The sequence below is a fragment of the Sutterella megalosphaeroides genome, assembly GCF_003609995.1.
GTDB classification, from domain to species: Bacteria; Pseudomonadota; Gammaproteobacteria; order Burkholderiales; family Burkholderiaceae_F; genus Sutterella; species Sutterella megalosphaeroides.
The window spans coordinates 1950615-1963992 of the sequence record NZ_AP018786.1 but is presented as its reverse complement, the minus strand read 5'-3'; the positions used below and the strand labels follow the sequence as shown (position 1 = coordinate 1963992).

The following is a 13378-nucleotide window of genomic DNA, read 5'->3' as shown; positions in this document are numbered from 1 at the left end:
GTGAAGTACGTTACCGAATACCGCGAAAGCGAAACGGCCCGGGGTTTGGCGGAAGCGATCCGTCGTGCGGCTCGTCCCGAGAAGACCTACCGCTTCATGGAATTTTGCGGCGGGCACACGCATGTGCTCTCCCGCTGGGGCCTGAGCGACATCCTCCCTCCGAACGTTCGGATGATCCACGGGCCGGGTTGCCCCGTGTGCGTGCTTCCGATCGGGCGAATCGATCAGGCGATCGAACTCGCGCTCGAGCACAAGGTGATTCTCGCGACGTACGCCGACACGATGCGCGTGCCCGCTTCGGGAGGCCGAAGCCTCTTTCAGTGCCGTGCCGCAGGGGGGGACGTTCGCATGGTCTATTCGCCGAGCGACGCCCTGAAGCTCGCGCGAGAAAATCCCGACCGCGAAGTGGTGTTCTTCGCAATCGGCTTTGAGACGACGACGCCTCCGACCGCTGCCGTCATCAAGCAGGCGCAAGCCGAAAACCTCGCGAACTTCACCGTTTTCTGCTCGCACGTCCTCACTCCCGCGGCGATGGAGCACATTCTCCTCACCGCCCCCTCGCGCCCCGACGCGCCCGTTTTGGACGGGCTCGTGGGCCCCGCGCACGTTTCGACCGTGATCGGCTCGAACCCCTACAAGCGTTTCGCCGAGCAGTGGAAAAAGCCCGTCGTCGTGGCGGGGTTCGAACCCTTGGACATGCTGATGGCAATCGAAATGCTCGTGCGTCAGGTGAACGACGGTCGCGCCGAAGTCGAAAACGAATTCAGCCGCGCCGTGACGCCGGAAGGGAACGTGAAGGCGCAGGCCCTGATGGACGAAGTCTTTGAACTCCGCGACGCCTTCGAGTGGCGCGGCCTCGGGACGGTTCCGAAGTCCGCTCTGAAGCTTCGCGAAAAGTACGGGCGCTTTGATGCCGAGAAGCGCTTCGCTCTGAAAGAGCGCCATGTGGCCGACAACAAAGCGTGCAGTTGCGGCGCGATTCTGCGCGGCGAAAAGACGCCCGAACAGTGCGTCCTTTTCGGTACGGTCTGCACACCGCAGCACCCGATCGGCGCGTGCATGGTTTCAAGCGAAGGCGCGTGCGCCGCGGCCTGGGCCTACGGACGCAGGACGAACGCAAGCTGAAGCGACCGACTATTCTTCAAATACGAACCATTCCAAGTGCGCTGGGGGCGAACGTTGAGAACGTTGAGAGCGTCTGAAGAGCTCCTCGCGCCTCCCCAAAGGAACAGAAAGGAGGTACTTACCATGGCCGTCAAATCCGGATATCGCCGGGCGCTCGACATTCGCCGCGGCGTCGTCGACATGACGCACGGCTCGGGCGGCCGAGCGACGGCGGACCTCATCCGAGAACTCTTCGCGAAGCACTTCTCGAACGACTATCTGAACGAAGGGCACGACGGGGCGGTGATGCCCCCGATGACGAATCCCGTTGCGGTCTCCTGCGACGCGCACGTCGTGAAGCCTCTCTTTTTCCCGGGCGGCGACATCGGGTCGCTCGCCGTTTGCGGCACCGTGAACGACGTGGCCGTTTGCGGTGCGAAGCCCCTTTACATCGCCGCGACCTTCATCCTCGAAGAGGGCTTTCCGCTCGCTGACCTCGATCGCATCGTCGGCTCCATGGCCGAAGCCGCCCGCGAAGCGGGGGTGCTCGTCGTGACGGGGGACACGAAGGTCGTGGAAAAGGGCCACGGCGACGGAATCTACATCACGACGACGGGGATCGGTGAAAAGCTCACGGAGCATTCCATTTCGGGGCGCGCCGCGCGCCCGGGGGACCGCATTCTCGTTTCGGGGACGATGGGCGACCACGGAACGGCCATTCTCTCGCAGCGCGAGAACATGTCGTTCGGCACGACCATCGAGAGCGACTCCGCGCCCTTGAACCGAATGGTGGAAGCGATCCTCGAAGCCGCTCCCAACACGCACGTCCTGCGCGACCCGACGCGCGGGGGGCTCGTGACGACCTTGAATGAAATCGCCGTTCAGAGTTCCGTCGGGATGCTGCTTGACGAATCGAAGATTCCCGTGCGTCCCGAAGTTGCCGCGGCCTGCGAATTCTTGGGGCTCGATCCCCTCTACGTCGCGAACGAAGGGAAGCTCATCGTGATCGTCCCCGAAAACGAGGTCGAAGCGGCGCTCGCGGCGATGAGAAGCGACCCGTACGGCACGAATGCGGCCGAAATCGGCGTCGTTACGGAAGAGAATGCCGGGCGCGTTGAGATGACGACCTTGATGGGGGGACGGCGCAACGTCGACTGGTTGGAGGGCGAACAGCTCCCGCGCATCTGCTGACGATCCGGCCCATCCACCCTACGGAACGTGCTCGCCCGAGTGATCGGGGGGCACGTTTTTTCATTTCGGGGCGAGGGAATTTTTCGAGAGAAGAGGGCGCGGGCAGAATTTTTGGAAAGGCGCATCATGGGAAGGTCGGGAAGGTTGACGCATCGGCTTTCCCGATCTTCACAGCCAACCCTTAAAAGATTTTTCCCATGACCTCATTGAAGACCCTCAGCGCTCTCCTTGCGAGCGCTCTCTTGCTTTCCGGCTGCGGCACCACTTACAGCGAGTGGATGGCCGAAGAAGCTCCGTATCATCCCGACGAGAGCTATGCATTGAACCTCATGCGGCAGATGTATTCGACGCAGTTGAAGGACGCGTCCAACCCCGGCGACCTCGAAGCGTCGAGCACGCTCGGCACCGACGTGACGCTCTCGACCCTTACGTACCTCTCGGGCCCGCGCACCTTCGGGGGCTCCTTCGGGCTTGACCTCGGATTCTCGCTTCTCGCCGAGCTCGGGAAAGAGAAGCCCGAAGACCTGAAGCCTCATCTCTTTGCATTCGTGCCCGTCTCGGAAGCGCCGACGCGCCTGGAGGCCGACAAGCTGGTGGCCGCGAAGGTCATCGACGCCATCGAGGAGCGCGCAAAAACGCTTGGGTTCGAAACCATCAAGTGGTACAAGGAGCCCGCCAAGTTCCATTTCCTCTGGGTTGATGCCACGACACAGGGCGTCACGATCATCAAGGAAGACATCGGGTGCTTCCGCACCAAAGATCCGGAAGGCGCCAACGGCTGCTCGGTTTCCGTCTGGATCCCGGAAATCAGCGAGAGCGACTACCCCGCGGTCCCGAACCCGTCGTGGCTGGACCCGAAGGAAACGGTGTCCTGGCGCTACCCCTGGCAGGCGAGCCTGAAGATGAACCTCTACGACTCGGCAAAGGAAAAGGTCGACGGACGCAAAATCCTGACGGACCTCGCGCCGGCGCTCCCCGATCTGACGTTCGTGTACATTCCGCCCGAAGAGATCTCGTCCAAAGAGTGGAAGCTCCCCTTCCTGCTTTCGAACAAGGGCGTGCACCTTTTCGTCGCGCCCGAGGGCATGAACGACGCGAAGAAGACGATCGACGCGTCCAAGGCGGCTGAGAAGGCAAAGACTGACGAGAAGGCTGGAGCGAAGTAAGGCACTTCCGTTCCCGCCGCTCCGATCCGCCCCGCACCGACGACGCCCGAGCGCCCGTGCGGGGCTCTTTCGAAACGTGCTTCTCCGAACGTTTGGACGAGCACGTTTTTCATCGAAGCGTTCGGTTTTTTTCGGAGAGAAGGAATCGGATAATTCGGTGTTAACATGGGGCTTGTGTCTCGAAGTCGGACGGTAGAATACGTGCCGGCTACCCGCTAGAGGCACGGCTCTCGGCCGCCTCCTTAACGTTCTTCGATAGGTTCGTTCCGTATACGGAATAGTCCTTGGTGATGTTTGTTTTGTATCCAGACGGACCCTTCGAAGCGGAGCTGTACGACGACGAACCCCACCGCCCGCGACTCAGCAGGGAGCTACAATCGACAAAGCCCCTCTACTCACCAACTCTCCCGGAGGTAACCATGGCACGTCGCTGCATCACACCCTTTCAACATTCCGTCACCGATTGGCGTACCGAAGCGACGAAGGTCTGGAAAGATTTTCTCGATGCCTGGCCGCTCGAAAAGCTTGAGCACATGACGCTAGAGGAGTACGCCATCGGAACTGACGAGCACACCTTCAGTTGGTGGCTTGAATGCGGGACGCTCAGCCTCTGTAGCCTCGGGGACTGTTCGCCCGACAAGCACGGGATCTACTTTTCGAAGAAGACAGAGGACTATTGGGTCGACCACCGACTCGACCCCGATCCTCTGGTTGCGTTCGAACGTCTGAAGCGCGTCATCGTCGCCACCGCCCAAGCGGCCAGCACGAATAACTGGGAGCGCTTGAAGGAACTCGAGAACGAAAAGGGGCCTGTCTTCTCTTCGGTCGTGCAACGCAAGATCGCAATCCTCTACCAGCCGATCGAGGCACCCTTCCTGCTCCCCGTGACGTCGTACACCTCCATGCAGACGATCTACGGGAAAGACCTTCCTTCCTGGGCGGAGGGCGAAGAGCGCTTCATGGCTCTGCGCGCCAAGAAGCCCAAGACCGACTACTGGGATGCTGCCTATGCGGTTATGACGCCCTTGCTGGCCCACGATGCCGATGCGATGGCGGACGAAAAGGCGGACAACGAGCCCGACGCAACGGAAGAGATGCTCGATCTCCTGCGCTTCCGTAAGGCCATCGTGCTTCAAGGCGCGCCGGGGACGGGGAAGACGTACGTCGTCCCCGAGCTCGTCGCGCGGCTTTGCGGCGCCACGAAGCGCGGCGATGACCGGACAAAGGTGATGGAGGCTTACAAGAAGCTCACTGCCGAAGGACGCGTCGTCTTCACCACTTTCCATCCGTCGCTTGACTACGAGGATTTCGTCGAAGGCTGGAAGCCTGTGGATCCGGCGGATGACGATGCGACCGCCGGCCGCGAATTTCAGCTCGAAGCAGGCATCTTCAAGCGCATTTGCGAAAGCGCAGCGATTGGCAACGAAGCACCTTCTGCATCAAGAGAAACGTTGCGCGCGGACGCGCGTGTCTGGAAGGTTTCATTGGCCAATGCACAAGAGAACTCGTTGCGCACGGACTGCCTCAAAAATAACCGCATCCGCATCGGATGGGACGAATACGGCGAAGACCCGACGGATGAAATCGAAGCAAAGAAAAGCGGCGCCAAACCTTTGAATGCCTTCATCAATCGCATGGCCGTGGGCGATGTCGTCGTGTCCTGCCGTTCGGATACGTGTACGGACGCGGTCGGGATCGTGACGGGCGACTACGAGTGGTTAGACGACGACGGCGGTCTCGGCTACCGCCGATCGCGGTCGGTGCGTTGGCTCTGGAAGGGCGAACCCATGAGTGTTCGCGAGGAGATGAACGGCTACAGCTTCACGCGCAGTACGGTCTATTCGATCTCCCGGCGCTTTACAATCCAGAAGGTGAAGGACTTCCTCAAGGCGCGGGGTGTGATGAAGACCCCGACGATCGAAGTTCCCTACGTGCTTGTGATCGATGAGATCAACCGCGGGAACATCGCGAAGATCTTCGGCGAACTCATCACGTTGCTTGAAGTCGACAAGCGAGAGGGTGGTGCGGACGAAGAGAGCGCGACGCTCGCCTACTCGAAGGACCGCTTCACGGTACCGAAAAACCTCTACGTGATCGGCACGATGAACACGGCCGACCGTAGCGTCGGTTCGCTCGACTATGCCCTGCGCCGTCGCTTTGGCTTCTATACCTTGCACCCGACCGTGCTCGATCATCCCGATTTCGAGACGGCACTTTTCCGCAAAGTGAGCAGCCTCTTTGTCGAAAACCCCGACGTCGAGGACTCGGCGCCGAATCGCGAGACGCTCTCCGAGGAATTTGATCCGGCGGATGTCCGGATCGGGCACTCGTACTTCCTCATGGCGACGCCTGCAGTGCGCCGCATGCGGTGGCGCTACGAGGTGAAGCCCCTGCTTCTCGAGTACGTTCGCGATGGCGTCTTGAAGCCCGAAGCGCTCGCTCGCATCCGTGCGATGGAAGAGGAGCTCGACTTGTGAGACCCTTCGTCTTCACCGTGCCCGAGCACTTTGACAACACCGTCACGTTGACGGAGACGCAGCTCGGGCGCGACGTCTATCGGGAACTGCGTGATCTTCCTGCGGGGGAATTGCGGTGCCTGGTGCACCAAGGGGCGAGCGACGAAGCGCCGGCACTCGTTGTCGAGAAGAAGGGTAGTCCGGATGCGATTAGCCTGCGGGTGCAATCGAGCTACTTCGTCGGAGTCGTCTGGGTGGTGCCCGGGGTGCTCGCTCTTCAGGTGGAGCCCAAGCTCAATACGGAACTGCGCACGATCGACATCCTTGCAATCCTTCGCGAGGCCTTGCGCGATCCCGAGAATCTCGATCATCTGAGCGGTCTCCTTGACGTCGATTTCGAGGTGCCCGAGGTTCCGCTTCCAAGCGCACTCGACGGGCTTCGGCTCTTTCTCTTCACCGAGTTTCTGGCGGTGATGGGGCGCATCGTCCGAAAGGGGTTGCGCCGCGGCTTCCATGAAAAAAAGGAAGTCTTCCAACGCAAGTTCAAGGGGCGGGTGCTTCTCTCCGAGACGTTGGTGAAGCGCCGCTCGCCCCGCCTCTCCGACCAACTTACGTGCCGCTACCCTTGTTTTGATGCGGACATCCCCGAGAACCGAACGCTCAAGGCGGCGCTTCGGATCGTATTCGGCGAACTCCAACGCGTGGATCGGCGGTTCGATGTTGATGTGACGCCCTTGATCGAAAGTGCGCGGCTCGCGCTTCGGGCGTTTGAGTCCGTAGCGGACACACCGGTCACCGCGTTTGATGCAGACTGCGTGGCGCGTCACGCGTCGGGCAATCCCCTCTTTCGAGACTACGTCACGGCACTCGCGCTTTCCTCCCAAATTCTGAAACTCGGCGCGCGCGGGTTCGAGCGGACGTCTGTTGAGGGCATTGCGCCCCAAAGCAACGTCCCGCCGCACACGATCAACATGACGAAGCTTTTCGAGCTCTATGCCTTTCGGAAGCTTAGACAGGCCTTGCCGAAGTCGGCCGGGAATTGGGTCGAGCACCACGGGCGCTATCACTATCAGGAGCTCGACTTCCTCTGTAAGAGCGTTGAGGCTACGGGGTGCCTTCGGGGCTTTTTCATCGCCGATGCCAAATACAAGCCCCGCTATGCCTGCCAGAGTGTCCTCAAGGAGGATGCTCGCCAGCTCTCGGGCTATGCGCGCCTTGAGAGGGTGATCGAACGTCTGGTCGACTGGGGGCTTCCCGATCCGAAGCGCATCGTTCCCTGCCTCATCATCTATTCGGACCAGAACGCGCCGGAGGCTGAACTGCGTCTTGAAGCTGTCGAACGCGTGTCGGGTTGGGCGGACTTCTTCAAGATCGGGTTGCGGTTGCCGGAGCGGTCGGTGTAGCTCGACGGCCGGAGGTTCGGTCAAACCGCCGGAGTGCCGTTCGTGCTCTCGAACAAGGGCGTGCACCTCGTCGTCGCGCCCGAGGGCGTGAACGACGTTACGAAGTCGGCTGAGAAGGACAAGAAGGCCGTAGCGAAGTAAGGCTCATCCGTACTTCCCGCCGCCCCGATCCGCCCCGCATCGACGCCGCCCGAGCGCCCGTGCGGGATCATTTGAAACGTGCTCTCCGAACGTTCGGAGGAGCACGTTTTTCGTCGGAAGGTTCGGGTTTTTTCGGGGATGGAGATTCGAATAATTCGGTGTTAACACGGGGTTTGTGGCTTAAGGTCGGACGGTAGAATACTCGCCGGCTACCCGCTAGAGGCAAGGCTCTTGCCGCCTCCTTAACGTTCGCCGTCGCGAGAAGCACTGTTTGTTCGATCTCGGAAGCGCCGCCTGCGCTCGGTTCACCACACCGCCCGAGACCGAGGATTCTCTTGGACGGTCGGGCTTTTCGGGTCGCTCGACCGTCGGATGCATGTTGAAGTGCCCAAGTGCTTCGCACGCACCGACGCATTCGGCCTTGCGGATTTCCTCGCTCGTGCGCTTCTTTCGGCTCCGCCGCGCGTGTTTCCGGATCGTCGTCATCGATCACGACCCGGGAAAAAAAGAGGAAGAACCATGCAAAAGTCCGTTTGCGCTCTCGTCTGTGCCGCCGCCGCGGCCCTTGCCGCCCCCGCCCTCCAAGCTGCTCCGGAAGCGGTAAGCGGCGCCACCGTCAAAGTCAATATTCAGGGCGGAGCCATGCCCGAAAACGTCGATGCGGTGACGTCCGCGTCCGTCGTGCCCGAGAAACTTCGTCAAAAGATTGTTCCGAACGGTTTTACCCGCGACGGGAAGGCGAAGCGCGTGCTTTTCGTGGTGGGCGATCCCCGGCATGAATCGGTCGAGTGGGACCTTGTCAACACCGCTGCGAAGCACTTCATGGAGAAGGGCCTCGAAGTCGAAATCCGCGACCTTTACAAAATCGGCTTCAATCCCGTTCTTCCGCTCGAATCCTTCTTCCATGCGAAGGACGGGTTCGGTCCCGCGCCGAAGGACGTGGCGGTCGAGCAGCTTATCGTCTCTGCGGCCGACTACATCGTCTTCTGCTACCCGAACTGGCACGATTCGCCGAACGCCATCACGAAGGGCTATACGGAACGCGTCTTCTCGAAGCAGTTCGCTTACCGCGACACCGAGAAGGGCCTCGAAGGCCTTTTGAAGGACAAGGGCATTTTTCTCATTATGAATGCGGGCTGGGTCGGCATGGGCCGAGGCTCCGTTGGCGATGGCATCCCGCAGAAGGCGGGCGAGAAGTCGAACCCGATCTGGGACAGCTACATGACGGCGTACAAGACTGTTTGGGACGATACGGCGGGCTTCTGGGGCGTGAAGAACCTCGGTCAGTTCGTCAACGACCGCACGCCCGGGAACCACGATGCGGACTATGCCGAGAAGTTGCAGAAGTTGCGCGACGACCTGAAGGCGTCGCTTGACCGCAACTTCGGTCTCAAGTAATCGACCGGCATCGGGCGGCAGGAAAACCGTCGCTCCGTTTGCCGTACGCCCGACATCCCCAACACCACCCAACGGCTCTTCGGAGCCGTTTTTCGTACGCCGGCCTTCTGTTTCTACCTCCGCCTAGTACCAAATAACTATGAATAAACAAGCAAAACCGTTGTTTCGACCAATGGTTTCGCGCGGACTCTCCCGTTAACCTTCAAAGTGAGGAGGTCGGGCGGATGTCTCATCCGTCGTCCGTTCCTTTGCCCGAAAGGGCGGAGGACTTCGAGAGCAAAACACCGTCGCCCGGTGCGAAGTCCTTCGGTCTTTCGGTCCGGATAAAAACAATGCGTGGGAGAACCCCTATGTTTGAAACGCAATACGAAGCTCTTCGCCGCCGGGGCGTGAGCCGGCGAAGCTTCCTGCAGTTCTGCTCGCTCACGGCAGCGAGCCTCGGGCTCGGCAACGCGGGCGCTCAGGAAATCGCTCAGGCGATGGAGACGAAACCCCGCACGCCCGTCGTGTGGCTGCACGGGCTTGAATGCACGTGCTGCACGGAATCCTTCATTCGTTCCTACACCCCCGTCGCCAAGGACCTCGTCCTTTCCATGATCTCGCTCGACTACGACGACACGATCATGGCCGCGGCGGGCGCGCAGGCCGAAGAAGCCCTCGAAGAGACGATCACGAAGTACAAGGGCAACTACATCCTCGCCGTGGAAGGGAACGTTCCGCTTGCCGACGACGGCGTCAACTGCATCCCGGGCGGGGAAATCTTCCTCGACAAGATCAAGCACGTCGCCAAGGACGCCAAGGCCGTGATCGGCTGGGGTTCCTGCGCTTCGTGGGGTTGCGTGCAGGCGGCGAAGCCGAATCCGACGCACGCCGTGCCGATTACGGAAATCATCAAGGATAAGCCCATCGTGCTCGTCCCGGGTTGCCCCCCGATTCCGGAAGTGATGACGGCCGTCGTCACCTACATCCTCACCTACGACCGTCTGCCGCCGCTTGACCGCATGGGGCGTCCGAAGATGTTCTACGGCCAGCGCATCCACGACAAGTGCTACCGCCGCGGTCACTTCGACGCGGGCCAGTTCGTCGAGCAGTTCGACGACCTCGGGGCGAAGCTCGGCTACTGCCTCTACAAGGTGGGCTGCAAGGGGCCGACGACCTACAACGCCTGCTCCACGGTTCGCTGGAACGAAGGTCTCTCGTGGCCGGTTCAGTCGGGTCACGGTTGCATCGGTTGCTCGGAACCGAACTTCTTTGATAAGGGCTCTTTCTACGAACACGAAACGACGGTTCTGCCCCCGGGCTGGGGCGGCGTCGAATCGACGGTCGACAAGGTGGGGTTGGCGACGGTTGCCGTCGTCGGCGCCGCCGCGGCCGCACACGCTGCTTTGAGCGCGGTCGCACAGGCCCGCAACAAGACGAATAAGGAAATCGGAGGCAAGGAATGAGCAACGAACGCCGTATCGTCGTCGACCCCGTCACCCGCATCGAAGGTCACCTTCGCGTGCAGGCGTTGCTGGGCGAAGACAACCGCATTGCGGACTCGATGAGCACGGGCACCATGTGGCGCGGGCTTGAAGTGATTCTCAAAGGGCGCGATCCGCGCGACGCCTGGGCGTTCGTGGAACGCATCTGCGGCGTGTGCACGGGCATCCACGCTCTCGCCGCCGTTCGCAGCGTCGAAGACGCGATCGGGATCAAGATCCCGAAGAACGCGAACATCATCCGCAACCTGATGAACGCGACCCTCTACGTACACGACCACATCGTGCACTTCTATCAGCTCTCGGCCCTCGACTGGGTCGACGTGGTGAGCGCTCTCGATGCGGATCCCCGCGAAACGGCCGACCTGCAGCAGAAGATCTCCCCGAAGCATCCGCTCGCTTCGGTCGGGTACTTCCGCGACGTGCAGAATCGCCTGAAGAAGTTCGTCGCTTCGGGTCAGCTCGGCATCTTCAACAAGGGCTACTGGGGTCACCCGGAAATGAAGCTTCCGCCCGCGGTGAACCTCCTTGCCGTCACGCACTACCTCGAAGTGCTCGACTTCCAGAAGGAAATCGTGCGCATCCACACGATTCTGGGCGGCAAGAACCCGCACCCGAACTACTTGGTCGGCGGCGTCGCCTGCCCGATCAACGTCCACGACACGGGCGCTCAGGGTACGATGGTGAACGAAGTCACCCTCAACTACATGCGCGACATCGCGAAGCGGTCGCTCGAAATGGTTGAGAACGTGTATCTGCCCGACATCAAGGCGATCGCTTCCTTCTACCCCGAGTGGTTCAAGGTGGGCGGGGGCCTTTCCGGCAAGAACGTCCTTTGCTACGGCGACTTCCCCGAAGTCGCGAACGACTGGTCGGATGCGAGCCTGCAACTCCCGCGCGGCGCCATCATCGACGGGAAGTTGGACGAAGTTCACGACGTCGATCTGCGCGACCTCGAACAGATTCAGGAATACGTCGACCACTCCTGGTACAAGTACCCCGATGCCGCCAAGGGTCTGCACCCCTGGGAAGGCGTCACGGACCAGGCCTTCGAACTTCCTCCGGGCTCGGACGGCACGAAGACGAAGTTCAAGTGGCTCTCGGCCGACGGCAAGTACTCCTGGATCAAGTCGCCGCGCTGGAAGGGCCACATGATGGAAGTGGGTCCGCTCGCCCGCCTCGTCATGGGCGTCGCGAAGAACGTTCCGCACATCAAGGAACCCGCGCTCGGCCTTCTGCAGGAACTCAACCTCCCGCTCGAAGCGGTCTTCTCGACGCTCGGTCGTCACGCGGCCCGCGCGCTCGAATGCCGTTGGGCGGCTCAGAAGATGGTTCAGTACGTCGACGACCTCACCGCCAACATCAAGGCGGGCGACGAAGCGGCGGCGAACATGGAGTTCTGGGAGCCGAAGACGTGGCCGAAGGAATGCCGCGGCGTGGGCTTCTGCGAAGCGCCGCGCGGGGCTCTCGGTCACTGGTGCGTCATCAAGGATACGCGCATCGCCAACTGGCAGGCGATCGTGCCGACCACGTGGAACGCGTCGCCGCGTTCGCCCGAAGGCGCTCTGGGCGCGTTCGAGTCGTCCCTGATCGGTACGCCCGTGGCGGATCCGGAACGTCCCCTCGAGATCATCCGCACGATTCACAGTTTCGACCCGTGTCTCGCGTGCGCGACGCATCTCTACAACCCCGAGGGTGAAGAACTCTGCCGCGTGCGGGTTCGCTGAGCCCGATAACGACGAGGGCCGCGGGAGGAGGGCGCGCCGCTTGGCTTCGCCCCGCCTCCCCGGAACTCAAAGGAGTTAGATATGAAAATCGATCCGGTCACCTTCGAGGTCGACGTTTCCGCGGGAACGCATCCCATCTACGTGTGGGAAGCACCCGTGCGCGTCTGGCACTGGGCGATGGCGATCGCAATGGCCGTGATGATCGTCACGGGCTTTCTGATCGGGGCTCCGCTCACGGCGAATATCGGCGATACGTGGTCGACGTACGACTTCGGTTACGTGCGTCTCGCCCACTTCGTCGCCGGCATCGTCTTTACGGGGCTTTTCGTCTATCGCCTCTACTGGGCCGCGGTCGGGAACCGCTACGCCCGCATGATCTTCCTGCCGCCTCTGTGGTCCTTCAAGTGGTGGAAGGGCGTCTTCTCGCAGGTCGCCTACTACCTCTTCATGAAGAAGACCGCTCCGGAGTACGCGGGGCACAACCCCCTGGCGCAGCTCGCGATGTTCGCGATGTTCGTGCTCGGGTCCTTCCTCATCATCATCACGGGTCTCGCGCTCTACGCCCAGGCCTGGGGGTGGGATACGGGTTGGATGACCTACTTCGGTTGGGTCTTCACGCTCTTCGGCGACGCGCAGGCCGTTCGTACGGTGCACCACGCGCTCATGTACGTCTTCATCCTCTTCTCGATCGCTCACATCTACATGAGCTTCCGCGAAGACGTGATGGGGGGTGCTACGACCCTCTCGTCGATGAGCACGGGCCTTCGCATGTTCAAGGGCCACTGAGCGCTTGAATCGCGAAAGGCTGCGCGAGCCCCTGCGGCTTCAAGGGAGCGTTCTCCCTCCCCGAAGCCGCAGGACCGTACCAAAGCGCGACAACACGAACCCCGTTCGGGATACCGCATCCCGGACGGGGTTTCTTCCTTTGCGGCCCCCTTCCTCTTCCGTCTTCCTCGCCTCCCGTCGCCTCTCTCGGTACGTGCGACGCCCTTCGACGTCTCGCCGACGGCTTCCCGACACCTCTCCGGGCGAGCCGCCCGTCCTGCAACTCTTCCGTGTTTATGCGCCTTTCGAAGCATCGCGCCCCGGGCTGCTTCATGCGCGTCGCGTCCTACCCATAGACGGAGATAATAAAAATATATGGCTCGATAGTCGACGGATTTTGTCGGAAATTCGGAACCTTGCAAAAGGTCGAAAACGGCCGTTTCACAGAAAAATCTCATGTTTTTGAAGCGGATAGGGTAGGCGGAAAGGATTAAGCAAAAAGTTGAGGATTTTCGTTATGTTTAAAAGGAATAGCGGGTTAGCCGA

9 protein-coding genes are annotated in these 13378 nt (G+C 61.2%); all 9 read left to right on the top strand.

Going from position 1 to position 13378, the window contains the following annotated elements:
* Nucleotides 1-1125 (top strand): hydrogenase formation protein HypD, encoded by a 1125-nt coding sequence (hypD, locus tag S6FBBBH3_RS07765; protein WP_120177205.1) that lies wholly within the window; start codon nucleotides 1-3, stop codon nucleotides 1123-1125.
* Nucleotides 1126-1248: 123 nt separating this feature from the next.
* The gene (gene hypE / locus S6FBBBH3_RS07760) at nucleotides 1249-2295 is read left to right on the top strand and encodes a hydrogenase expression/formation protein HypE (RefSeq protein WP_120177204.1); all 1047 of its coding nucleotides are present in this window, start codon (nucleotides 1249-1251) and stop codon (nucleotides 2293-2295) included.
* Between the two features lie 197 nt (nucleotides 2296-2492).
* Nucleotides 2493-3461 (top strand): hypothetical protein, encoded by a 969-nt coding sequence (locus S6FBBBH3_RS07755; protein ID WP_120177203.1) that lies wholly within the window; start codon nucleotides 2493-2495, stop codon nucleotides 3459-3461.
* A 419-nt stretch (nucleotides 3462-3880) separates the two neighbouring features.
* Nucleotides 3881-5938: an AAA family ATPase gene (locus tag S6FBBBH3_RS07750; RefSeq protein WP_170143884.1), complete on the top strand. Its 2058-nt coding sequence runs from the start codon at nucleotides 3881-3883 to the stop codon at nucleotides 5936-5938.
* Nucleotides 5935-7320 (top strand): 5-methylcytosine restriction system specificity protein McrC, encoded by a 1386-nt coding sequence (locus tag S6FBBBH3_RS07745; RefSeq protein ID WP_170143883.1) that lies wholly within the window; start codon nucleotides 5935-5937, stop codon nucleotides 7318-7320. The genes S6FBBBH3_RS07750 and S6FBBBH3_RS07745 overlap by 4 nt, the downstream gene beginning before the upstream one ends.
* Before the next feature lie 660 nt (nucleotides 7321-7980).
* Complete coding sequence (locus tag S6FBBBH3_RS07740) at nucleotides 7981-8859, top strand: NAD(P)H-dependent oxidoreductase (protein WP_120177200.1); 879 nt, start codon at nucleotides 7981-7983, stop codon at nucleotides 8857-8859.
* 350 nt (nucleotides 8860-9209) lie between these two features.
* A complete protein-coding gene (locus S6FBBBH3_RS07735) occupies nucleotides 9210-10304 on the top strand; it encodes a hydrogenase small subunit (protein WP_120177199.1) in 1095 nt (364 codons plus the stop codon).
* Entirely contained in the window at nucleotides 10301-12067 is a 1767-nt protein-coding gene (locus S6FBBBH3_RS07730) for a nickel-dependent hydrogenase large subunit (RefSeq protein ID WP_120177198.1), read from the top strand. Before S6FBBBH3_RS07735 ends, S6FBBBH3_RS07730 begins: the two co-directional genes overlap by 4 nt.
* 81 nt (nucleotides 12068-12148) lie before the next feature.
* On the top strand, nucleotides 12149-12853 hold the full coding sequence (gene cybH, locus S6FBBBH3_RS07725; RefSeq protein WP_120177197.1) for a Ni/Fe-hydrogenase, b-type cytochrome subunit: 705 nt from the start codon (nucleotides 12149-12151) through the stop codon (nucleotides 12851-12853).
* Nucleotides 12854-13378 lie beyond the last annotated feature (525 nt).

Coding starts and splice junctions, on each gene's coding strand:
- hypE (WP_120177204.1), top strand. CDS start 1,249: ATGGCCGTCAAATCCGGATATCGCCGGGCGCTCGACATTCGCCGCGGC.
- S6FBBBH3_RS07755 (WP_120177203.1), top strand. CDS start 2,493: ATGACCTCATTGAAGACCCTCAGCGCTCTCCTTGCGAGCGCTCTCTTG.
- S6FBBBH3_RS07750 (WP_170143884.1), top strand. CDS start 3,881: ATGGCACGTCGCTGCATCACACCCTTTCAACATTCCGTCACCGATTGG.
- S6FBBBH3_RS07740 (WP_120177200.1), top strand. CDS start 7,981: ATGCAAAAGTCCGTTTGCGCTCTCGTCTGTGCCGCCGCCGCGGCCCTT.
- S6FBBBH3_RS07735 (WP_120177199.1), top strand. CDS start 9,210: ATGTTTGAAACGCAATACGAAGCTCTTCGCCGCCGGGGCGTGAGCCGG.
- S6FBBBH3_RS07730 (WP_120177198.1), top strand. CDS start 10,301: ATGAGCAACGAACGCCGTATCGTCGTCGACCCCGTCACCCGCATCGAA.
- cybH (WP_120177197.1), top strand. CDS start 12,149: ATGAAAATCGATCCGGTCACCTTCGAGGTCGACGTTTCCGCGGGAACG.